This is a genomic window from Agreia sp. Leaf335, assembly GCF_001423605.1.
Lineage (GTDB): Bacteria > Actinomycetota > Actinomycetes > Actinomycetales > Microbacteriaceae > Agreia.
In genome coordinates, this window is sequence record NZ_LMOQ01000003.1 from 99,096 (window position 1) to 120,789 (window position 21,694).

19 protein-coding genes are annotated in these 21,694 nt (G+C 67.8%); 13 read left to right on the top strand and 6 right to left on the bottom strand.

All coding sequences use genetic code 11. From position 1 onward, the window contains the following. Position 1: 1 nt before the first annotated feature. The 3 genes from ASF79_RS10830 to ASF79_RS10840 all read right to left on the bottom strand — a co-directional run bounded on the left by ASF79_RS10830 (position 2) and on the right by ASF79_RS10840 (position 3,387). The gene (locus ASF79_RS10830) at positions 2 to 913 is read right to left on the bottom strand and encodes a carbohydrate ABC transporter permease (RefSeq protein WP_055779398.1); all 912 of its coding nucleotides are present in this window, start codon (positions 911 to 913) and stop codon (positions 2 to 4) included. Next, entirely contained in the window at positions 910 to 1,950 is a 1,041-nt protein-coding gene (locus tag ASF79_RS10835) for a carbohydrate ABC transporter permease (RefSeq protein WP_055779395.1), read from the bottom strand. Before ASF79_RS10835 ends, ASF79_RS10830 begins: the two co-directional genes overlap by 4 nt. A 135-nt stretch (positions 1,951 to 2,085) precedes the next feature. After that, positions 2,086 to 3,387 (bottom strand): ABC transporter substrate-binding protein, encoded by a 1,302-nt coding sequence (locus tag ASF79_RS10840; RefSeq protein ID WP_055779392.1) that lies wholly within the window; start codon positions 3,385 to 3,387, stop codon positions 2,086 to 2,088. Positions 3,388 to 3,705: 318 nt separating this feature from the next. Here ASF79_RS10840 and ASF79_RS10845 point away from each other — a divergent pair, with 318 nt between their 5' ends. Both ASF79_RS10845 and ASF79_RS10850 read left to right on the top strand, forming a co-directional pair. After that, positions 3,706 to 4,467: an ABC transporter ATP-binding protein gene (locus tag ASF79_RS10845; protein WP_156366231.1), complete on the top strand. Its 762-nt coding sequence runs from the start codon at positions 3,706 to 3,708 to the stop codon at positions 4,465 to 4,467. Next, positions 4,464 to 6,074 carry a hypothetical protein gene (locus ASF79_RS10850; protein ID WP_055854956.1) on the top strand — a complete coding sequence of 537 codons (1,611 nt, stop codon included), beginning with the start codon at positions 4,464 to 4,466 and terminating at the stop codon, positions 6,072 to 6,074. Before ASF79_RS10845 ends, ASF79_RS10850 begins: the two co-directional genes overlap by 4 nt. Positions 6,075 to 6,176: 102 nt before the next feature. On the opposite strand, the gene ASF79_RS10855 is transcribed toward ASF79_RS10850, so the two are convergent. Beyond that, positions 6,177 to 6,836 carry a GntR family transcriptional regulator gene (locus ASF79_RS10855; RefSeq protein ID WP_055854958.1) on the bottom strand — a complete coding sequence of 220 codons (660 nt, stop codon included), beginning with the start codon at positions 6,834 to 6,836 and terminating at the stop codon, positions 6,177 to 6,179. Between the two features lie 148 nt (positions 6,837 to 6,984). Between ASF79_RS10855 and ASF79_RS10860 the strand changes: the two genes are divergently transcribed. The 11 genes from ASF79_RS10860 to ASF79_RS10910 all read left to right on the top strand — a co-directional run bounded on the left by ASF79_RS10860 (position 6,985) and on the right by ASF79_RS10910 (position 19,623). Beyond that, complete coding sequence (locus ASF79_RS10860; RefSeq protein WP_156366232.1) at positions 6,985 to 8,619, top strand: ABC transporter substrate-binding protein; 1,635 nt, start codon at positions 6,985 to 6,987, stop codon at positions 8,617 to 8,619. A 91-nt stretch (positions 8,620 to 8,710) separates the two neighbouring features. Next, positions 8,711 to 9,775 (top strand): ABC transporter ATP-binding protein, encoded by a 1,065-nt coding sequence (locus ASF79_RS10865; RefSeq protein WP_082495842.1) that lies wholly within the window; start codon positions 8,711 to 8,713, stop codon positions 9,773 to 9,775. After that, a complete protein-coding gene (locus ASF79_RS10870) occupies positions 9,772 to 10,770 on the top strand; it encodes an ABC transporter ATP-binding protein (RefSeq protein ID WP_055856005.1) in 999 nt (332 codons plus the stop codon). The genes ASF79_RS10865 and ASF79_RS10870 overlap by 4 nt, the downstream gene beginning before the upstream one ends. Beyond that, a complete protein-coding gene (locus ASF79_RS10875; protein ID WP_082495843.1) occupies positions 10,767 to 11,690 on the top strand; it encodes an ABC transporter permease in 924 nt (307 codons plus the stop codon). The genes ASF79_RS10870 and ASF79_RS10875 overlap by 4 nt, the downstream gene beginning before the upstream one ends. Before the next feature lie 6 nt (positions 11,691 to 11,696). Then, positions 11,697 to 12,629, top strand: a complete 933-nt coding sequence (locus tag ASF79_RS10880; protein ID WP_055779358.1) for an ABC transporter permease — start codon at positions 11,697 to 11,699, stop codon at positions 12,627 to 12,629. Between the two features lie 64 nt (positions 12,630 to 12,693). Further along, entirely contained in the window at positions 12,694 to 13,875 is a 1,182-nt protein-coding gene (locus ASF79_RS10885; RefSeq protein WP_082495844.1) for a Gfo/Idh/MocA family protein, read from the top strand. After that, positions 13,875 to 15,395, top strand: a complete 1,521-nt coding sequence (locus tag ASF79_RS10890; RefSeq protein WP_055854963.1) for a TldD/PmbA family protein — start codon at positions 13,875 to 13,877, stop codon at positions 15,393 to 15,395. Before ASF79_RS10885 ends, ASF79_RS10890 begins: the two co-directional genes overlap by 1 nt. Then, complete coding sequence (locus tag ASF79_RS10895) at positions 15,392 to 16,822, top strand: TldD/PmbA family protein (protein ID WP_055854964.1); 1,431 nt, start codon at positions 15,392 to 15,394, stop codon at positions 16,820 to 16,822. The genes ASF79_RS10890 and ASF79_RS10895 overlap by 4 nt, the downstream gene beginning before the upstream one ends. A 5-nt stretch (positions 16,823 to 16,827) precedes the next feature. After that, positions 16,828 to 17,724 carry a DUF4438 family protein gene (locus ASF79_RS10900; protein ID WP_082495845.1) on the top strand — a complete coding sequence of 299 codons (897 nt, stop codon included), beginning with the start codon at positions 16,828 to 16,830 and terminating at the stop codon, positions 17,722 to 17,724. Further along, positions 17,717 to 18,589, top strand: coding sequence for a DUF4438 family protein (locus ASF79_RS10905; protein WP_055854966.1), 873 nt, complete (start codon positions 17,717 to 17,719; stop codon positions 18,587 to 18,589). Before ASF79_RS10900 ends, ASF79_RS10905 begins: the two co-directional genes overlap by 8 nt. 5 nt (positions 18,590 to 18,594) lie before the next feature. Next, positions 18,595 to 19,623 carry a D-2-hydroxyacid dehydrogenase gene (locus ASF79_RS10910; protein WP_200933570.1) on the top strand — a complete coding sequence of 343 codons (1,029 nt, stop codon included), beginning with the start codon at positions 18,595 to 18,597 and terminating at the stop codon, positions 19,621 to 19,623. Positions 19,624 to 19,795: 172 nt separating this feature from the next. Here ASF79_RS10910 and ASF79_RS10915 read toward each other — a convergent pair whose 3' ends face one another. Further along, positions 19,796 to 20,287, bottom strand: coding sequence for a RidA family protein (locus ASF79_RS10915; RefSeq protein WP_200933571.1), 492 nt, complete (start codon positions 20,285 to 20,287; stop codon positions 19,796 to 19,798). Next, positions 20,284 to 21,546: a pyridoxal phosphate-dependent aminotransferase gene (locus tag ASF79_RS10920; RefSeq protein WP_055854970.1), complete on the bottom strand. Its 1,263-nt coding sequence runs from the start codon at positions 21,544 to 21,546 to the stop codon at positions 20,284 to 20,286. The genes ASF79_RS10915 and ASF79_RS10920 overlap by 4 nt, the downstream gene beginning before the upstream one ends. Positions 21,547 to 21,694: the final 148 nt, after the last annotated feature.

Here is a 21,694-nt window from a genome sequence, read left to right on the forward strand (position 1 = left end):
GTCAGCCTTTCACTGCGCCTTGCATGATGCCCGCCACGAGCTGCTTGCCCGCGACGATGAAGAGGATAAGAAGGGGAATCACGCTGAGCACGGCGCCGGCGAGCACCATGGAGTTGTCGGGAGTCTGCCCTCCGCTGGCGCTGAGCGCGGCGAGCGCGGTCTGCACGCTCGGATTGCGCGGCCCGAGCACGAGCAGCGGCCAGAGGAAGTCGGTCCACGCGGCCATGAAGGTGAACAGGGCGAGCACGGCCATGGCGGGCCTCGCGGCCGGAACGGCGACGTGCCAGAACGTGCCCCACATGCTCGCGCCATCCATGCGTGCGGCCTCGATGAGCTCGTCGGGAATCACGTCGACGAGGTACTGCCGCATGAAGAACACGCCGAACGCAGTCACCAGCCCGGGCACGATCACGGCCTGCAGGGTGCCGATCCACTGCCACTCGGCCATCAGCATAAAGAGAGGAATGATGCCGAGCTGCGTGGGAATCGCCATGGTTGCGATCACTGCGAGCAGTAGTCCGTTGCTGGCCCTGAAGCGCAGCTTGGCGAACGAGTAGCCCGCCAGCGTCGAGAAGAACACCACCGAGATGGTGATGGCACCCGAAATGATGATGCTGTTCGCCAGCGCCTGCCAGAACGGCACCGTCGTGAAGACCTCGGCGGCTTTGTCGAGAAAGTTCGGGCCGGGCAGGATGGCCGGGGGCACGAGATTGGTATCGGACGACTGGCGGCTGCCGATGACGAACGACCACCAGAGCGGGAACGCGGAGCCGATGAAGAAGGCGGCGAGCAGCGCGTAGCTGAGCATGCCGGGGCGCTCATAGGCCTTCTTGCGTCGCGACCGGCGCTCGGCCTCGATGAGCCGTGGCGTCGCATCCGGTTCTGATTTCGGCGGGGTGATCAGGGCGGTCATGACGCCGCTCCTTTCGCTCGCTGCGCAGCCGCGGGTGCGGATGCGATGGGCACCGGTTTCGCGTCGGCCGTGCGGATGGCGCGGGTGATGGCGAAGTTGATGAGCCCGGCCAGGATGATGATGAGGAAGAGGATCCACGCGGTGGCGGAGGCCCGGCCGAAGTCTCGGCGGGGGAAGGCCAGCTCGTAGAGGTAGAGCACGATCGTCTGGAACTGGCGGTCGCTGCCGCCGTTCGTGCGGCCGTCGAAGAGCTTCGGCTCGGTGAAGATCTGCAGCCCGCCGATGGTCGACGTGATGACCACGAAGATGAGCGTCGGGCGGATCATGGGAACCGTGATCGACCAGAACCGTCTGATCTTGTTCGCACCATCGAGGGCGGCGGATTCATAGACGTCGCGGGGGATGGCCTGCATCGCGGCGAGCAGGATGAGCGCGTTGTAGCCCGTCCAGCGCCAGTTGACCATGCTCGCGATCGCGAAGTGCGAGGGCAGAACGTCGAAGGCCCAGCGGATGGGCTCGAGCCCGAACGCTTCGAGGAGCCCGGCGACGGGTCCGTGGTACTGGTTGAAGATCTGCGCGAAGATCACGGCGACGGCGACCGGGGCCACGATGTACGGCAACAGGATGCTCATGCGCCAGAAGGTCTTGCCGCGCAGCGCCTGATCGAGCAGGGCCGCGAGACCCGTGGCGATGATCAGCTGCGGGATGGCCGACAGCAGGAAGATGCTGATGGTGTTGCGGAACGCATTCCAGAAGAACGGGTCGGTCAGCACCTCGACATAGTTGTTGAGACCGACGAAGTCGCCCTGGCCCTTGAGCAGGTGCCAGTCGTAGAGCGAGACGTTCAGCGTGTACGCGATAGGGAAGATGCCGATGAGCGCGAAGAGGATGAAGAACGGCGCTATATAGAGGTAGGGGGAGACCTTGTAGTCGAAGCGGGCGAGCTTCTGCTTGAGGGTCAGGTCGGGCTTCGCCGGTTTCGGTGAGCGCGGCGGTGTCGACGGGTGTGACGGTTTCGTCAGGGTGGAGCTGGTCATCTTTGAGCCAATCCGAAAGGCGACGCGGGGTGCAGGTGGTGTGGGTGGGGGCGACTCGACAGGCCCGCGACAGACGTGCGGTTCACCTGTCGGTCCTGTCGGGCTTGTCGAGCCGCCCCCGGTAGAGCGGGAGAGCTAGCCGACGATCTGGTCGAGCAGCTTCATCGCTTCCTTCCAGGCGGTGTCACCGTCGGTGATCTCGCCCTGGCTCACGCGGTCGAAGATCGGCCCGAACACGTTGTCCTGGATGTTCGAGTCCTCCGGTCCCTTGACCTGGGCGATGACGCCCTCCGAGCGGGCAGCGAAGATCTCGCCGATGGGAGCGTCGTTGAAGAACGCGCTCGTCGTGTCGCCGACGAGCTTCTGGCCCTCGACGGTGCTGGGGAACGGGCCGGCCAGTTCGAACGATGCAGCCTGCTGCTCGGGAGCTGCGAGCCAGAGAGCCAGCTTCGCTGCCTCTTCCTTGTGCTCGCTCGACTCGGAGACACCGAGGAAGGCGCCGCCCCAGTTGGCCGATCCGCCGGGAAGAACGTCGGCGAAGTCCCAACCGCTGTCGGTGGTTCCCTCGTCGTAGTAGCCCTGCACGATGCCGAGCATCCAGCTCGGGCACATGTAGACGGCGTACTTGTCTTCCTTGGCCTCGGGGCCCACGTCCCATCCGGGAAGGCCGGCACCGAGCTTGGACTTCTCGGCCTCGACGATCTTCACGAACTGGTCTTTGAGAACGTCGTTGCCCTCGATGTTGAGGGTCTCGCCGTCTTTCTTGTAGTAGCCCTCCTCCTGCTGGTTCACGAAAGAGTTCCAGAAGAATCGGGGGCTGTGATAGAACGCTTTGCCGCTCTTGTCCTTGTACTCCTGGCCGACCTCGAAGAAGCGATCCCACGTGGCGTCTTCGCCGCCGAAGTACTCTGCGACTGCCGTGCGTTCGCTCGGAAGGCCCGCGGCCTCGAACAGGTCGCCGCGGTAGCAGAGGCCCTGGGGGCCGATGTCGAGACCGGCGCCGATGACCCGGCCGTCGGCATCCGTGCCCTGCTTGTACTTCCAGTCGAGCCAGGAGTCCTTCTGGTCTTCGATGCCGTAGTCGCGCAGATCGACGAACGAGTCGCTGACCTCGGCGATCGTGCCGAGCCAGCCCTCTTCGATGGCGACGACGTCGCTGAGGCCGGTGCCGGCCGCGATCTTCGCGTAGGCGTCGTCGCGAGCCGCGCCGCCGCCCTCGAGGTTGGTCGCCTCGATGGTGACGTTGGGGTTCTCCTCCATGTACTTCTCGTAGTTGGCGTCGACGCCCATGGTGCCGAACGTGGTGATCGACAGGGTGACTTTGCCCCCGTCTTCACCTCCGTTCGACGAGCCGGATGCCGCGCATCCGGTCGCGAGTAATGCCAGTGTTGCGACGCCGGCGACAGACGCGGCGATTTTTCGTCGTGAAGATTTCACGGTCACTCCTTTGTGTGCGTGGGCAGTGCCAGAGAGCGCTCTCAACCGACCTCGTTTGCCAGCCGTGGAAGCGCTCCCATGGGTTGCGAGAAACACTATGTCGAGGCTTCTCGGGAGTCAAGAGTTTTCGTGGAACCGTTCCCACGGATGTCGAATCGTGACCTTTGCGGGGCTGCGGCGCCGGGTGCCTCGGGGCTGCGGTGGTGGCGTCTGCTGTATCCGCGCCGGTTGGGAGCATCCGCGCCCAGCCGTCCAGGCGCGGATAGACCGAACAGCAGCGAATGCGCGCAAACGCGGCACTGCGCAATACTGAAGAGCGTGATCAGCGCCGTCGAAGTCGAAGAATGTGCCCTCTCGATCGACGACGTCGCTCTGCTCGAGCCCGTCTCGTTCGCGGTCGAAAGCGGCGAAGCGCTCGCGGTCACCGGCTCGAATGGCTCGGGCAAGACGACTCTGCTGCGCATTCTCGCTGGACTCGCGCGACCGACCTCGGGGGTGGCGCGCATCCAGGGATCTGCCGTCGACGAGCGCAGCGCCGCGTTCCGCAGGGCGGTCAGCGGATCGATCGGGCGGCCTCCCGTGGCGCGAGACCTCACACTCGAAGAGCACCTCGCATTGGTGGCCGCGTCGTGGGGCGAGTCGGTGGATGCCGCACGGCAGCGCGCCGCGGCCGAACTCGAGCGGTGGCAGCTGGGTGCGCTCCGCCGCAGGTTTCCGCACGAGCTCTCGTCGGGGCAGTCGCAGTTGTTCGCGCTGGCGCTCGCGGTGGTGCGCCCCTACGACGTGCTCGTGCTGGATGAGCCGGAGCAGCGGCTCGACTCCGACCGGCTCGGCATCGTGAGCGAGGTGCTGCTCAGCGAGATTGCGGCGGGGCGCACGCTGGTATTCGCGACGCACAGCTCGGTCTTGGCCGACGCCGTGGCGACGCGGTCGATTCGGCTCGGCGACGTCTTCACGCGCAGCGGCGCGGCTGAGCTCGACAGCGAAGGTCGCGACGACGCTGCGATGGAGGGCGCACGAGGCGACCACCCGGCAGCCGACGGCACACGAGGCGACGCCGCGGCGGGCGACGGCGCGTGACCGAGGCGGCCACGAGCATCCGGCCCGCGAGCGTGCCGAGCGCGAGCGAGACCGCGGCGTCGCTGCGGGCGGTGCGCGTGATCCGGAAGGCGCGCTCCGAGGGGCGTTCGCGCGGCGACGTGGCCTATGCCGTGTACGCCGGAATCATGGTCGCGGCGATCGTGGTGGCGCCCATTCTGCGGGCCGTCGTTCTGTATCTGGCCGAGCCGGCGGCATCCGCGGTGCTGGTCGAGGTGGGCCCCGCCACAAGCGGAGCCGTCTTCGCGCTCGCGTGCGCCGCATTCGTGGCGCTCGGCGGAGTGCGCGGCCCGGCGCTGGTGACGCCGTTTCTGACGTTCGCGATGGTGGGCGGTGGGCATCCGCGGCGACGCACGCTGCTGAGGCCGATGGTGCGAGCGGTGCTGGCGCTGGCCCTGGCGGGTGCCGCGATCGCGCTGCTGCTCGGGCTCGTTCTGGTGACCGTGGGCAGCGCGTCGGTGGGCGCCGCGGGCGCGTTCGCTGGGGCGGGTGCCCTGGTCGGCATCGTGTGCGCCGGATGCTGGCTGCTCGGCCAGCGCGCGTCGGCTGCGGTTCGCGCGGGCGCCGTGGGTGGGGTGCTGGCGAGCGCGGTTCTCTGGGCGGCGCTGCCCGGGGCATCTGCCGTGTTGCCGTGGGGGTGGATCGCGGAACTCTTTCCTGCCGGAGCCGTGGCGGGCAGCGCGATCGGCCCGCTGCTCGGGCTCGGCGTTCTCGCGGTCGTGGCGCTCGCGGCCATCCCGCTGCTGCTCGACGGGCTTCGTGGGTCGGGGCTGCTGGCTCAGGCTCAGCGCTGGCAGACCGCCGGAACGCTCGCCTTCACGGGTGACCTCGCGATGGCGATGGGGGAGTTCCGGGCGGTGCCGCGGCGAGGGCGAGGTCTGGCCGCTCTGGGCCGCGGCGGCGGTCGCCGTCGCGGCGGCGGTCGCCGTCGCGGCGGCTTGGTGGGGGTGTTCGCGCGGCGCGACCTCGTGGGGTCGTTGCGCACGCCGGCGCGCTTCGTTCTGGCGTGCGCCGGATGCCTCGGGTTCGGTCTGCTGATCGCGGTGGCGGTCGGCGCATCCGGGGTCGCGGTGTGGATCGCGGCCTGCGCTGCCGCGGTCGTGGGGTTTCTCGCGCTGGGGGTGTGGAGCGACGGATTCCGGCACGCAGCCGAGGCGGCATCGGCGCCCGCGCTCTACGGGGTGTCGACGCTGCGGCTGGTCGGCCTGCACGCGGTGCTGCCGGTGGTCGCGGGCGTTCTGTTCTCGGCGGGCGGCGTGGTGATCGGATTCATCCTGTGGGGCGGGGGTGCGTGGCTCGCGCTCGGCGCGGCCGTGTTGAGCGTGCTGCTGCTCGTTCTCGTTCGCGTCTACGACTCGGTGAAGGGGCCGTTGCCGCAGGAGCTGATGGCTCCGATTCCGACGCCGGCGGGTGACGCGTCGGCGCTGGTGGTTGCGGTGTGGCAGGCAGACGCGGTGATCATCGCGTGCGTGGCGGTGGGAGTCGTCACAGCGAACGTCGCCTCGGGTGGCGTGGCTGGCGTCGCATGGGCGGTGGCGTTCGGGGTCGTGGTCGGCTGGATGGCGCGGCGGCGCGTTCTGGCGAGCTGACGCGTTCACCGAGTTGCACGAAAACGCCGCTTCCCGAGGAAGGGAAGCGGCAATTTTATGCAACTCGGTGCTGTGGCGACTGCTCGTCGCCCGGCGCAGCGCCTACGAGGCCGGGGCGGCCGTCGTGTTCAAGCGGCCGTAGCCCGATCCGATGTGGTCTTCGATGAGGTGCTCGAACGACGGTGTCTTCGCGGTGAGGATGTCGTCGAGCAGCGCCTTGTGCTCCTGCACGATGATGCTGTGATAATCGTCGACGCGCACGCGCCGGGCCAGCAGGAACAGGGCGACCTGCCACTTGATCGCCGTCCAGGCCGTGTAGAGGCGTGAGTGGTCGGCGAGCACGAAGATGCGGTCGTGAAAGTCGATATCGAGTCGAACGAGCTTGGCCTTCTGCTCGCTCTTCACCGCGAACTCCATCTCGGCGATGATGGCGTTCAGGTCGTCGACGGCCTCGGGCGAGACGCGCTCGACGGCGCGTGCCCAGGCCAGCTTCTCCAGTGCGATGCGCAGCGTCGAGAGTTCGAGAAAGTCCTGCTGCGACAGGCTGACGACAGACGCTCCTTTATAGGGGAGCGAGACGACGAGCCCCTCCTGCTCGAGATGCAGCAGCGCCTCGCGAACCGGTGCGCGGCTCACGCCCAGCGTGCTCGAGAGGCTCACTTCGCTGAGCCGCTCTCCCTGAACCAGGCGCCCTTCGAGGATCGCCTCGCGAAGCTCGTTGACTGCGGCGCCCGATAAACCGGAGCGGGGGAGTGTGTCCATAGAGGACACCATACTGGACGAAAATGCGCGTCGGTAGATTGTCGACAGTCGGCAAAATTGTGCTAGCTTGTGTGAATCAACAGCGCTCCATAACCACGTCGGTTGCTCGCTTTTCGGGATTCCGACTCCAAGAGATTAGGGACACTTCGTGAAACGAAACGTGCGAGTCACGCTGCTGGGTGCAGCTCTGGCTATCGCTCTCACCGCCTGCGCTCCGACCACCTCGAACACCGGAGGTGATGACTCCGGCACCTCCGCTGACGCCGCCCTCTACGGCGGAACGATCGAGACGGCCGCCGCGTCAGACCCCGAGACCTTCGACCCCGCCGTCTGCACCGGCGCCACCTGCTGGAACATCATGCGCATGGTCTTCGACCGCATGTACGACTACAAGGGCGAGACCAGCGAGCTCAAGCTGCAGGCCGCTGAGGACTTTCCCGAGATCAGCGACGACGGTCTGACCTACACGATGAAGCTCAAAGAGGGGCTGACCTTCTCGAACGGCGACCCCGTCACCGCGAAGGACGTCGCCTACTCGTACGCTCGGGTTCTCGACCCCGCCACGCAGGCCGGACTCGCCGAGTTCTGGAAGGGCATCGCCGGGGCCGAGGAGTACGCCGCGAACCCCACCGGCCTTCCTTCGGGCATCGAGGTCGTCGACGATCTGACCCTCAAGATCACGCTGACCTCGCCCAACTCGTCGTTCAAGTACGTGCTGGCGATGCCGGCCGGCTCGATCATCCCCGAGGGCTCCGGTGACACGATCGGTACCGAGCCCGTCGGCTCCGGCCCGTTCACGCTCACCGACTTCACCCCGGGTGTCGAGGTCAACCTCGACCGCAACGCCGACTACTGGGACTCCCCGCGACCCTACGTCGACGGCGTGCACATGACGCTGGGCGTCGACCCCGACAACCAGGTGCTGATGCTGCAGAAGGGCGACATCGACCTGATGGGCAGCCCGATTCCGCCGGCCAAGTTCTTGCAGGTGACCACCGACGCGAAGCTCGCCGACCAGATCGTCGAGATCGAGAAGCCGAGCATCTACTACCTCGCCATGAACGTGACCACGGCGCCGTTCGACAACCCGAAGGTGCGCGAGGCCATCTCGTACGCCTTCGACCGCGACGCGCTGCTGAAGCTCGTGAACGGCCAGGGCAAGCCCGCCACGGAGTTCATTCCGCCGGGAGTGCTCGGCTACTCGGGTGACGACATGACCCACGGCAAAGACGTAGAGAAGGCCAAGGAGCTGCTGGCCGAAGCCGGCTACCCGAACGGACTCGAGACGCAGATGTTCGCCTGGAACGTCGCGCCGTTCTCGGCTCTCGCACCGCAGATGCAGCAGGACCTGAAGGCCATCGGCATCACCGTCGACCTGCAGACCCTGGCGCCGAACACCTTCGCCGAGCTCGCCGGTAGCGGAAAGGCGCCGCTGGCGCTGACCTTCTGGGTCGCCGACTACCCCGAGGGATCCGACTTCCTGCAGGCTCTCATGAGCTGCGCGACCGCTGTGCCCCAGGGTCACAACTACGCGTACTACTGCAACGAGAAGATGGACGCCAGCGTTCAGGAGGCCCTCGCGGCCACCGATCCCGACGTCGCCACCGAGAAGTACACCGAGGCCTCCGAGCTCATGCTGAGCGAGAACCCGGTCGTGCCCCTTTACTTCGGTACCAAGACCGAGATCCACGGCCCGACCGTCGGTGGCTACTTCCCGCAGCCGATCTGGGGTTGGGACATGGCCGAGTACTGGAAGACCGACGGGGAGAAGTCCCGCTCGTAGCACCCGCACAACCGCTCGGTGTCGGCGGCCGTCTCGACCAGACGGCCGCCGTCATCGCACCGGCACCGGCACCCCACCGAAAGAAAGCGCAATGACCGCACTTCTCGAAGTCTCAGACCTCGTCGTCGACTTTCCGACCTCGTCAGACGGGGTGTTCCACGCCGTCGACCGGGTGTCGTTCACGGTGAGCGCCGGTGAGCGAGTGGGCATCGTGGGCGAATCAGGGTCGGGCAAGTCTCTGACCTCGCAGGCTCTGATGCGTCTCGTGCCCAGCCCCGGCACCGTGTCTCAGGGAACGGTGCTCTTCGAGGGCGAAGACGTGATGTCGTTCTCGCCCAAGAAACTGCAGACCTGGCGCGGCTCGCAGACCGCCATGGTCTTTCAAGACCCCATGTCGAGCCTGAACCCGCTGATGCGCATCGGCCGCCAGATCACCGAGTCGCTTCAGGTGCACCTCGGTCTCTCGAAGGCCGAGAGTCGCACCCGGGCCATTGAGTTGTTGCAGAAGGTGGGCATTCCCGACGCCGAGTCGCGGCTCAGTGACTTTCCCGGGGCGTTCTCCGGCGGCATGCGTCAGCGGGTCTGCATCGCGATCGCCACCGCCTGCTCGCCGAAACTGCTGATCGCCGACGAGCCGACGACGGCCCTCGACGTGACCGTGCAGGCGCAGGTACTCGACCTGCTCGACAACATGGCCAGCGAACTCAACACCGGCGTCATTCTCATCAGCCACGACCTCGGCGTCATCTCGAGCTTCTGCGACCGCATCCTGGTGATGTACGCCGGCAGAATCGTCGAGCAGGGCACCGCCGAGCAGATCGTCGGCGACCCCCAGCATCCGTACACCAAGGCGCTGCTGGCCTCGATCCTCAAGCTCGGAGAGCCGATTCCTCGTCGGCTGCGCTCGATCTCGGGCGCTCCGCCCACCGCGGGTCACCGGCCGGCCGGATGCTCGTTCGCCGCCCGGTGCGCCTCGGTCATCGACACGTGTCTCACGATCGACCCGGCCCTCGTGCCCGCCGAAAACACCCGGCCCACGAACAGCACCGCCACGAGCACCACGACCACGTTCGCCGGAACCCCTGAGCAGCTGGTCGCGTGCGGCGTCGCCGCCCCGGCCGCGTTCGCGATCAGCGAGGGAGCGACCGCCGCATGAGCACCTCTCTTCTCGAGGTCAACGACCTCGAAGTCACCTTCCGCCGTTCGGCGGGGCCCGGCCGCAAGGCCGCGTCGGTTCCGGCCGTGCGCGGCGTGAGCTTTCAGCTCGAGGCCGGCACCACGCTGGGTATCGCGGGCGAATCCGGATCGGGCAAGAGCACGATCGCCCGAACGCTGATGGGCATCAACACGCCGTCTGGCGGATCGATGAACCTCAACGGCGAAGACGTGACCGGGCTCAAGGGCCGTCGCCTGGCCGAGTACCGGCAGACGATGCAGATGATCTTCCAAGACCCGTACGACTCGCTCGATCCGCGCATGACGGTGTCGCAGACCTTGCTCGAGGCGATCAAGCTGCGCAAGACGAACAAGCCCCTCAGCCCGATGGCCGAGGTGCACGAGCTGCTCGACAAGGTGGGCCTCTCGCGCAGCTTCGCCTCGCGCAAGCCGCGTGAGCTCTCGGGCGGTCAGCGTCAGCGCGTCTCGATCGCACGTGCGCTCAGCGTCGACCCGCGGCTCATCCTGTGCGATGAGGCCGTCTCGGCGCTCGACGTTTCGGTGCGAGCCCAGGTGCTCAACCTGCTGAAAGACCTGCAGGAGGAGCTGGGCCTCGCCTACCTCTTCATCTCGCACGACCTCTCGACGCTGCGTTTCATGGCCGACTACGTGGGCATCATGTACCTCGGCAAGATCGTCGAGCTCGGCACGCGCGACGAGATCTTCGACCGCCCCCAGCACCCCTATACCCGTGCCCTGCTCTCGGCCGTTCCCGAGCCCGTGGTCATCGACCGCACCGTGCGCCTTCCTCGGGTGCGGCTCACGGGCGAGCCGCCGAGCTCCACGAATCCGCCGTCCGGCTGCAGCTTCCACCCCCGCTGCCCGCTGGCCCAGGATGTCTGCCGAACGGTCTCTCCGGCAGCCCGGCCCACGGCATCCGGCCAGGTCGCGGCCTGCCACTTCGCCGACCCCGAACTGGTGGTGGCCGAGTCATGAGCGAAGCTATTCCCGCCGCGGCGATCGTCGACCCGGCCGAGCTGGGTGACAAACCCGTGCGCGCCCGCGAGGTGTGGCGGAGCCTCACCAGAGATCCCGCGGCGCTGATATCGATCATCGTGCTCGTGCTGCTGGCGCTCATCGCCCTGGCGGCCCCGCTGCTCTCACCGCACGACCCGCTGCAGACCTTCCCCGACCAGGGTCTTGGCCCGCAGGGGCAGCCGCTGCCGCCGGGAACGCCGGGCTTTCTGCTCGGCACCGATGCGCTCGGGCGAGACCTGCTCTCGCGACTCATCTACGGCGCCCAGGTCTCGCTGACCATCGGAATCGTCGCCAACGGTCTCGCCACCGCCTTCGGTGTTCTGGTGGGCGTGGTGGCCGGCTACTTCGGCGGCGTCGTCGAGGCCGTGCTCATGCGCATCACCGACGTGGTCATCTCGTTCCCCATCCTGCTGCTCTGCACCGCTCTCATCGCCGTGACCACGCGCAGCACCTTCAACGTGATCATCGTGATCGCGCTCATCTACTGGACGACGCTCGCCCGCATCATCCGGGGCATGGTCGTGTCGCTCAAGGAGCGCGAGTTCGTCGTGGCCTCGCGCACGCTGGGGCTGTCGCACCGCACGATCATGTGGCGTCACATCCTGCCGCACCTCGTGCCGGCGATCATCGTCTACACGACCCTCGGCGTCGCCTCGTCGATCCTCATCGAGAGCGCGCTGTCGTTCCTGGGCATCGGCGTTCCCATTCCGCAGGCGTCGTGGGGCCAGATGATCTCCGACGGAAGCACCTACTTCCAGATCGCGCCGTGGATGCTCTTCATTCCCGGAATCTGCCTGATCGTCACCGTGATGGCGTTCAACCTGGTGGGCGACTGGCTGTCGGACATGCTCAACTCATCGACCCCGACGGCGAGGTAGTCGCATATGTTCTGGTGGATCCTGCGTCGCCTCGGTCAGATGGCGATCGTGCTCTTCGGCGTGGTCAGCCTCGCCTTCCTTCTCGTCTACGCGGTGCCGGCCGACCCGGCCACGACCCTGGCCGGACCCAATGCCAGCGCCGCGACCATCGCATCCATTCACAAGCAGTTGGGCCTCGACGAGCCGCTGTGGCAGCAGTACCTCGGATTCATCGGCCGGCTGCTCACGGGCGACCTCGGCACCTCGTACGTGCTGCGCGAGACACCGGTGTTCGGGCGCATCGCCGCGGCGCTGCCGACGACACTGCTCGTCGCCGTCGGCGGAATCATCTGGCAGATCCTGCTCGGGGTGCCCGCCGGCATCTACGCGGCCTACCGCCGCGGTAGCTGGGTCGACCGCGTGATCACGTTCATCTCGCTGATCGGCCTCTCGGCTCCGCCCTTCTGGCTCGGTCTGCTGCTGATCTACTACTTCGCGTTCACCTGGGGCCTCTTCCCGCTCAACGGCCTCGGCGACCCGGTGATCTGGTTCCTCGTTCTGCCCACCTTCACGCTGGGCGCCGGCGGCGGCGCCTGGTACGCCCGCATGACCCGCACGAACATGATCGAGACGCTCGACTCGCCGTTCGTGCGCATGGCCAGGGCGAAGGGCATGCCGGAGCACGTCATCCTCTGGAGGCACAGCTTTAGGCACATCGCGATTCCCCTCATCACGATGATCGGCCTCGACTTCGGCTACTTCCTCGGCGGCGTCGTGATCGTGGAGACCGTGTTCGGACTCAACGGCATCGGGCGTCTCGCATTCGACGCCATCTCGAACCTCGACACCCCCATGATCGTGGGCACCGTGCTCTTCGCCGCCATCTTCATCGTGGTCGTCAACTTCATCGTCGACCTGCTCTATTCGGTCATCGACCCTCGCGTGCGCCTCAACAGCTGAGCTCGCCCGACCGCTTTCGTTCTCTCTATTTCGTCACCCCGCTCAATTTCAAAGGAGATTCACCATGGACACCCCCAAACTTCGCGTAGCCGTCGTCGGAGCCGGTCGCTGGGCCGTTCGTTCGCACATCCCCGGCTGGCAGCGTGACCCCCGGGTCGAGGTCGTCGCCCTGGCCGAGGTGAACGAGGATGCTCTCAAGGCCGCCGCCGAGGAGTTCGGCATCGCCCGCGCTGTGACCGACTACCGCGAACTGGTGAACGACCCCGACATCGACGTGATCGACGTGGCCACCGGCAACGCCATGCACTTCGAGATCTCGATGGCCGCCATCGCCGCGGGCAAGCACGTGCTGTGCGAGAAGCCCGTGAACAGCGACTACCTCGAGACCCGACGCGCCGCAGAGCTCGCCGCCCAGAAGGGCGTCAAGACCAAGCTGGGCTTCACCTTCCGCTTCGCCCCGGCCATCCAGTTCGCCAAGCACCTGATCGACACCGGCTACATCGGCGAGCCCTACATCTTCAACGGCTACGAGCAGAACAGCCAGTGGCTCGACCCGCAGACCCCGCTGCGCCAGGTCGACCTCGAGGCCTCGCCCGACCGCATCGCGGTGTCGTCGATCGAGGGCTACGGCGCCCCGATCATCGACATCATGCACTGGTGGCTCGACGCGCCCATGACATCCGTCGTCGGCACGATGCGCAACTTCGTTCCCGAGCGCATGGTGCGCGACACGGGCAAGATGCAGGCCATGAACATCGACGACGGCGACATGTGGATCGCCGAGTTCGAGAAGAACCGGCTCGGCAGCATCCAGTCGTCGTACGTGACCGTGGGCAACTTCCCCGGCATCGAGGCGCGCATCTACGGTTCCGAGGGCGCGATCATCGTGCGCCTCGTCGAGGAGAACGGAATCTGCCAGACCATCAAGGTGGCGAAGAAGGACTCGGTCGAGTTCGTCGAGCTCGAGATCCCGCAGGAGTACTTCCCCGAGGGCGGAGCGTCGACCGAGCCGTGGCCGTTCCTCTTCTACTCGAACCTGGTGAAGGACTTCGCCACCGAGATCCTGAGCGGCGAGGAGTTCAACCAGGGCGACTTCGGCCAGGGCGCGTTGGTGCAGGAGACGATCAACGCGTTCGAGAAGTCGTTCCGCACCCGCGCCTGGTGCGACTTCCCGCTCGCGACGACCGACACCGCTGCCGAGCTGGACTCCTCCGAGGCCGACACCGAAGGCGAGCTGGTTCGCTGATGAGCCTCGACACCGTGACCGCTGCCTCGGTGGGGCTCGACCCCCACGCCTGGGGCGATCTCGCCAGCGACGAGGCAGCCGCCGGAATGCTGCAGATCGCACTCGCCGCGGTCGATGTGCCCGGCGTCGACTACGCCGACGTGCGCCTCATCGAGGCCGAGGAGCTGCGGCTCTACTCGACACTCGAGGCCGGCGTCGACGAGCGCGTCGAGAACAATCTCGGCATCGGAGTGCGTGTTCTCTATCGGGGCAGCTGGGGCTTCGCGTCTCTGCCGATCTGGGACACGGCCGACGTCTCCATCGCGGCGAGCCGGGCGCTCGCCAACGCGCGGGCGGCCGACTCCGTGAGCAACGCCTACCGCACCGAGCTCCCACCGCTGCCGGCCGCGAGTGGTCGCTACCTCACCGAGGTCGCCATCGATCCGTTCGGGGTCTCGTCGTCGGCACGCTACGACCTGCTCGCAGAGATCCTCGCGGCGGCCAGCAAGCCTGCCGAGATCGTGATGGCCCAGGCCGGGCTCAACGCCAAGCGTCAGCACCGGCACTTTGCGAACACCGAGGGGTCGGTGCAGCACCAGCACTTCATCGAGAGCGGAGCCATGGCGCTCGTGAACGCGGCCGGCAACGGCACGATGCAGCGTCGGTCGTTCCCGAACTCGTTCCACGGCAACACCGCCCAGGCGGGCTGGGAGTACGTGGAGGGTCTGCGCATGGTCGAGGAGGCCGACCGCATCGGCCGCGAGGCCGTCGAGCTGCTCACCGCGCCGCTGGCCCCGGCCGGATACGCCGACTTCATCATCGGCCCGGCCCAGATGGCGTTGCAGATCCACGAGTCCACGGGTCACGCGCTCGAGCTCGACCGCATTCTGGGAGACGAGGCCAACTACGCCGGCACCTCGTTCATCACGAAGGATGCCGCGGGGTCGATGAAGTACGGCTCGCCCGCTGTGAACATCACCTCCGACCCGACCGTCCCCGGCACGCGGGGCTCGTTCGGCTTCGACGACGAGGGCGTGCCCGCTTCGCGCAAACCCCTCATCAGCGAGGGCATCATCCAGAACTTCCTGTCGACCAGGGACTCGGCCGCGCGCATCGGCGCCGAGTCCACCGGCGCCGCGCGGAGCGATGGCTGGGGCTACCTGCCCGTGTGCTTCTCGACCAACGTGTTCCTCGAGCCGGGCTCCGGATCGACCGAGGAGCTCGAGGATCGCCTCGGCAACGGCTTCTACATCGACGACAACCGCAGCTGGTCGATCGACGAGCGTCGGCACAATTTTCAGTTCGGCACCGAGGTCGCCTACGAGGTCACCAACGGCAAGCGCGGCCGCCTGCTGCGCGGATTCTCGTACGGAGGAACCACCCCCGAGTTCTGGCAATCGGTCGAGGCCGTCGCCGGGCCCGAGGAGTTCAAGGCCTTCGGCATGCCCTGCGGCAAGGGCGAACCCAAGCAGTGGGGGTTCCTCGGCCATGGGGCCTCACCCACTCTCGTGCGCAACGTTCGGATCGGAGTCGACAAATGACCGACATCACCTCATCTCGCACCGCGGAGACATTCGCGCCCGCCCTCGGGGGCGACCGCGCGACGGATGCGCTCGAGCGCGCTCTGCAGGACGCTCCCGCCGACAAGGTCGAGGCGTTCATCACCTCGCGCTCGGGTGACTTCACCCGCTTCGCCGGCGCCCGGGTGCACCAGAGCCAGGCCATCGACGAGGTGCAGATCATGGTGCGAGCCGAGGTCGACGGGCGAGTCTCGCGCGCGGCATCCAGCTCGTTCGGCGCGCTCGGCGCCGCGGTCGACCGCGCCTGCGCGGCCGCCGCCCAGCAGGCGAAAGACGGGGTCGCCCCGGCGCCGCTGCGCACCGAGCTGCCCGCTCCCGGAACCGACACCGTGGCCAGCGCGTTCGACAGCTCGCTGCTCTGGGGAGATGACACCGCCGCCTGGTCGGTCGCCGACCATGCCCGCCTCGCGGACCGCGCCATGAACGAGGCGAACGCGCTGGGTGGACAGGCCGCCGGCATGTTCGGTCGCGCTGTCACAGAGGTGGCGTTCCACGATCGCGAAGCGCACCTCTCGCGTTACGCGTACGCGTCCGAGGCGCAGGGGTCGCTGACCGTGCGCATCGACGACGGCTCCTCGCACTGGAAGGACATGTCGCGGTTCTCGAACCGGCTCGGCGCCGAGGCGGCCGTCACGCGCACCCTCGCCGAGGCATCCAGAACCCGCGGCAGAGCCAAGCTCGAACCGGGCGAATACGACGTCGTTCTCGGCCCCCTGGCCGCCGGCGAACTGCTCGACTTCTTCGGAGCGTTCGGATTCACGGGCTCGGCCCTCAGCGCGGGATTCGGGGCCATCGCGAATCGCGGAGGCGAACTCGTGGCCTCGTCGCTCGTCTCGATTCACGACGACGCGACGAGCGACGTCGGACTCCCGTTCCCGTTCGACTTCCAGGGCACATCGAAGCGCGACGTTCCGATGATCGCCCACGGCATCGCGCAGTCGGCGGTGACCGATCGCGAGACCGCGTACGCCCTGAAGAGCGAGTCCACCGGCAACTTCCACATCGCCCGCGAGGAGGCCCCGCACGCGATTCCCATGAACGTGATCCTGCGCGGTTCCGAGCCGACAGAGGAGGAGCTCATCGCGGGCATCGAGAACGGCGTCTACCTGCAGCGCTTCTGGTACACCCGCACGGTCGACCCGGTTCGCACCACGATCACCGGCGTCACCCGCGACGCCTGCTTCATGATCAAGAACGGCAAGATCGCCTACCCGGTCGAGTCGATGCGCTTCACCATGAGCGTTCTGGATGCTCTGGCCCGCGTCGACGGCGTCGGTCGCGACTACCTGAGCCAACCGCTCATGAACGTCTTCAACGGTTCGGCCTCCGCGCCGGCCATCCGGGTGCGGGGCTTCTCGCTCGGCACCGCTCCGATCGCGAAGGGATAGCGCCGATGACTCTGCGCACGAATGCCGACCGTCTGGTCACCCAGATCCTCACCGGCGAGGTATGGCCGCCGCTCGCCGACCGTCACGGCTACCGGGTGGATGCCGACGGCAACCCGTTTCTGCTGCCCGGCATGGGCGGGGTCACCATGGCCGCGCACATCGGCGACGCGGCCACGGGCTATGCCAGCGACCACCTCGAGCCGGGTCTCTCCATCCGCCACGCGAATGCCGAGGCCAATGCGGCCCTGCAGTTCTTGAGCTGCGTCGGCAACACCATCACCGTGCGCTCCGGCCCGGCGACGGGAGCGCAGGGCACGGTGCTGGGCCAGCACGCCTATGTGCTCGCCGACCTCGAGACAGCCGACCTCGCCCAGGTCACGACCGGCGACAAGGTCAGCATCGAGGCCGTCGGCCAGGGGCTCGAATTCCTCGACCACCCGCAGATCCGGGTCAAGAACCTCGCCCCGTCGCTCGTCGACTACCTGCCGTTCTCCACCGCGCCCGACGGCACGCTCGCCGTCGAGGTCGCCATGCGCGTTCCGGCCGAGGCCGCGGGCGCCGGTGGCGGGATGCTGTCGGAATTCGCGAACACCGACCTGATGGGCGCCTACCCCGGCCTGTCCGAAGACCTGTCGCTCGGCCTGGAGTCGCTGCGCATCGGCGACATCGTTCTGCTCGAAGACCAGGACCACTCTTTCGGGCGCGGCTACCGGCCCGGCTACGTCACCATCGGCGTGATTTCTACCGGTGAATGCCGCCTGTTCGGCCACGGGCCCGGTCCGTCTACCCTGCTCTCGGGTCCGGCCTCGGCCTTCTCCATCTCTGTGAGCGACACGGCGAACCTCGCCCACGCGCTCGACTCCGCCGCATCCGCCGCTCACCAGGAGGCAGACCATGCCTGATCTCGTCGCCAACAACCTGCTCGGTATCGCCGAGCACGCCGCCCTCACCCCGATGGTGGCCTACAAGATCGACCGCGACGGGCATCCGTATGTTCCCACCGGCGACGGTGGAATCGTGCTGGGAGTGCACCTCGGCGACAGCGTCTTCGGCACCGACGGCGACCACGTCGCGCCCGGCGTGACGCTGGTGCACCCCGACCCCGGCGCACGCTTCGGCCTCACCGCGTTCTCGTGCATCGGCAACGAGGTCGTCATCCGCTCGGGCCTCGCCGCGGGCGCTGTCGGCCACGTCGTGGGCAAGCGCGGCGAGAGCGGCCGGGTCATCGCCGCGTTCGACGACGAGACCATGGGCAAGATCCTTCCCGGAGACCAGATGAGCGTGCGCTCGCTGGGCCAGGGCTTCGCGCCCGAGGGGCTGCCGGGCGAGGTCGCGGTCATGAACGTCGATCCCACCCTCTTCGCATCGCTGCCGATCTCGACTGTCGACGGTGTCGCATCCGTCGACGTGGCGGGAGTGCTGCCCAGCAAGGTCTGCGGCAACGGCATCGGCCGCCCCGCGCAGATGTGGGACGTCGACCTCGCCGTGGTGCACGACTCGCCCGACCTCGCCGGACGCGACATGCGGCTCGGAGAACTGTGGGCGATCGAGAACCTCGACGTGCGTCACAACATGGGCTACCGCGGCGGTTGGGTCACCATCGGTGTGATCTGCCATGGTGGATCGCCGATGCCCGGCCACGGTCCGGGTCTCGTGCCCGTGCTGTGCGGGCCGCTCGACCGGCTCCGTGCCGTCGTCTCGTCGCCGGAGGCCTCGCCGGCACTCACGACCGACGTGCTCGCCTCCCTTCCCCGCCTCGCGAAATGAGCCCAGTGACCTCGCCTACGAAGATCCTCATCTCGACGTTCCTCGAGCAGCAGTACGTCGACGCCATCGCGTCGGCCCCGGATGTCGAGGTGCTGTACGCGCCAGAACTGCTACCCGAACCGCGGTATGCCGCCGACCACGGAGGGGTGAAACCGGCCCTTGACGCCGCGGCCGAGGAACGCTGGCTGGGGCTGCTCGCCCAGGCCGACGTGGCGTTCGACTTCGACTGGAGGGATCCCTCTAGTCTTCCGACGAACGCGCCGAAGCTGCAGTGGATCCAGGCGACCAGCGCGGGAATCGGCGCCTTCATGTCGAGGACCGGGCTCGACGCATCCGGAATCACGGTGACCACCGCGGCCGGCACGCATGCGGTGCCGCTCGCCGAATTCGCGCTCACGGGTGCGCTGCACTTCATCAAGGGGGTTCCACACCTCGAGGAGCAGAAGCGGCAGCACCGCTGGGAGCGCTACACGACGCGCCAACTCGCGGGCCTCGGCGTCTCGGTCGTGGGCGTGGGCGGCATGGGAAGCAACGTGATCTCGGTGTTCGATGCCCTGGGCGCGCGCGTGACGGCGGTCGGCCGACCAGGGGGCTCGTACGAGTTGCCCGATTCGGTGACGCTCAGCGACACGTCGCGGCTCGCGGAGGTGCTGCCCAGCACCGATGTGCTCGTGCTGTGTTCGGCGCTCACGCCCGAGACAGAGGGGCTCATCGGGCGCGACGAGCTCGCTCTGCTGCCCGAGCAGGCCATCGTGGTGAACATCTCGCGCGGACAGGTCGTCGACGAGCAGGCGCTGATCGAGGCGCTGAGATCTCGTCGACTGCTCGGAGCCGCGCTCGACGTGGTGACGAGCGAGCCCCTGGCCGCCGACTCTCCCCTCTGGGATCTCGACAACGTTCTGCTGTCGCCGCACTCCGCCTCGACCGTCGCGAGTGAGAACGCCACACTGACCGAGCTGTTCCTCGAGAACCTGCGCCGCTGGCGCGCGGGGGAGCCGCTGAAGAACCTGTACGAGCGCTCGCGGGGGTACTGAGCCGCTCGTCGATCGAGTTGCGCGCGTCCGGTGTGTTCACCCGGGCGCGCGCTTCATTGTGCGGGTGTCCATTGTGCGGGTGTCCATTGTGCGGGCGCCATTGTGTCGGGGCTCAGCACGTCGGGCCCAGCACGTCGGGGCCTCGCGCGTCGGGCCTGCCGCGTGGCGTTCTCTAAGCGAAGCGCGCGATGAGCTGCACCTCGACGGGAGCGCCGCCCGGCAGCGACGCGACGCCCACGGCGGCACGCACGGGCAGCGGCGCCCCGGGCATCCGGTCGACGATCAGCGCGCTCGCGGCATCGGCGATGCTGCTGTGTCGCTCGTAGCCGAGGGTCGCCGCGATGAAGACCGTGAGCGAGACGACCTCGACGAGATGCTCGCCCGGGCCCAGGATGCTCGTGGCGGCGTCGAGCGCGCGCTCGGTCGCGAGGGCGGCCAGTTCGCGGCCGCGATCGTCGTCGATCGTGTCGCCGAGGGTGCCCCGGGCGACCAGTGCGCCGTCTCGGCGCGGGGTCATGCCCGCCGTGTGCACGAGGTCGCCGACGGCGCGAGCGACGGCGTACGCGCCTGCGGGGCGTGGCGCATCCGGTGCGGCGGCGGAGCCGGTGGGGTCGCTCACGGTGCGCGCGGTTTCTGTGGCGGCGGAGCCGGCCGGGTCGCTCACGCCGAGATGCCCGCGCGGGTGGCGAAGCCCGTGAGGCACGTCACCATGAGGTCGAGGGCGGCGGCCCACTCGGCCTCGTCGCGGGCGTAGCAGATGCGGAAGTGGCCGGTTCCCTGGGCACCAAACTGGTAGCCGGGCGAGACGATGACGCGGGCCTCGCGCTGCAGGGCCCCCGCGATCTCCACGTCGGTCGCGCCGAACGCCGAGACGTCGACGAAGAGGTAGGCGGTGCCGTTCTGCGGGTGCATGTGCAGCCCGGGAACCGCGCCGAGTTTGGCGACGGTCATGTCTCTCAGCGCCTCGAGGTCGGCGATGCGCTCGGCGAGGAAGTCGGCGTCGCCGGTGAGCCAGCGACCGAGCAGGCGCTGGGAATAGGCCGGTGCGCGAAGAGAGGTCATGGCGAGGCACTGCTCGACGTTCTGGATGATGCTGTTCGGGGCGACGATCACGCCGATGCGGAATCCGCTCATCGACTCGGTCTTCGACGGGCCGAGCAGCGTGATCGAGCGCTCCGGCATGCCAGGCTGCGTGCGCAGGTGATGGAACGGGGTGTTGCCGTAGACCAGGCGGCTGTAGAGCTCGTCGACCATCACGAGAAAGTTGCCGGCGACGGCCAGCTCGGCGACCCGGGCGATCATGGCCTCGGAGTAGATCGCGCCCGTGGGGTTGTTGGGGTGGCTGAACATCAGCAGCTTCGGCTTCTCGGCGCTGAGCTTCTCGATGAGGTCGAGGTCGAGGGTCGGCTCGTCGGTGTCGAAGAGAAGGGGGATGCGCTCGACCCGGGCGCCGAGGAACTCGAGGATGCGCTCGCAGAAGAGGTAGTCGGGGTCGGCCAGCAGCACCAGGTCGCCCTCGTTCACGATCGCGGAGAGGGTGGTGAAGATCGCGCCCTGGGTGCCGGGGGTGAGGGCCAGGTTCTCGGCGCCGACATCGGAGACGAGGAATGTCGAGATGGGGCCGGCGAGAGATTCGAGCACCTCGGGGGCGCCGCGGTAGGGGGTGTACGCCCACGACCCGTTGTCGATGGCGGTCGCCATCTCGGCCTGGATCCAGGCGGGAGGGGGAAAGCGCACCGTGTCGAAGTGGGTGGTGTCGAGAAGTCCATTGCCTCCGCCGTCGAGACGGAGTGAGACGTCGGCCTCCCGCACCGAGACGCCCGGGGTGGCCTCGCGCTTCGGCAGATGGGTGCGCAGAACGCGGTCGCTCGGGGAGACGGTGGCCTCCGGCGAGGTCTGACGAATCGAGGGGGAGATGGTCATCGAGGCTCCTCAGCGTGGGGTCGCGCAGGTCATGCGGACAGACGCAGCCGCCCGAGATGCAGACGACTGTCGTTTGTCGACAATACACCGAAAGGCTGAACGCGGCGAGTTTTGTCGAGACGCGGGGTCTCACGGCGGCTTGCGGCGG

Bases quoted from the DNA above. Each gene is read 5' to 3' on its own strand.
- ASF79_RS10900 (WP_082495845.1), top strand. From the start codon at position 16,828: ATGACTCTGCGCACGAATGCCGACCGTCTGGTCACCCAGATCCTCACC.
- ASF79_RS10830 (WP_055779398.1), bottom strand. From the start codon at position 913: ATGACCGCCCTGATCACCCCGCCGAAATCAGAACCGGATGCGACGCCA.
- ASF79_RS10885 (WP_082495844.1), top strand. From the start codon at position 12,694: ATGGACACCCCCAAACTTCGCGTAGCCGTCGTCGGAGCCGGTCGCTGG.
- ASF79_RS10880 (WP_055779358.1), top strand. From the start codon at position 11,697: ATGTTCTGGTGGATCCTGCGTCGCCTCGGTCAGATGGCGATCGTGCTC.
- ASF79_RS10890 (WP_055854963.1), top strand. From the start codon at position 13,875: ATGAGCCTCGACACCGTGACCGCTGCCTCGGTGGGGCTCGACCCCCAC.
- ASF79_RS10865 (WP_082495842.1), top strand. From the start codon at position 8,711: ATGACCGCACTTCTCGAAGTCTCAGACCTCGTCGTCGACTTTCCGACC.
- ASF79_RS10835 (WP_055779395.1), bottom strand. From the start codon at position 1,950: ATGACCAGCTCCACCCTGACGAAACCGTCACACCCGTCGACACCGCCG.
- ASF79_RS10920 (WP_055854970.1), bottom strand. From the start codon at position 21,546: ATGACCATCTCCCCCTCGATTCGTCAGACCTCGCCGGAGGCCACCGTC.
- ASF79_RS10905 (WP_055854966.1), top strand. From the start codon at position 17,717: ATGCCTGATCTCGTCGCCAACAACCTGCTCGGTATCGCCGAGCACGCC.
- ASF79_RS10875 (WP_082495843.1), top strand. From the start codon at position 10,767: ATGAGCGAAGCTATTCCCGCCGCGGCGATCGTCGACCCGGCCGAGCTG.
- ASF79_RS10895 (WP_055854964.1), top strand. From the start codon at position 15,392: ATGACCGACATCACCTCATCTCGCACCGCGGAGACATTCGCGCCCGCC.
- ASF79_RS10870 (WP_055856005.1), top strand. From the start codon at position 9,772: ATGAGCACCTCTCTTCTCGAGGTCAACGACCTCGAAGTCACCTTCCGC.
- ASF79_RS10855 (WP_055854958.1), bottom strand. From the start codon at position 6,836: ATGGACACACTCCCCCGCTCCGGTTTATCGGGCGCCGCAGTCAACGAG.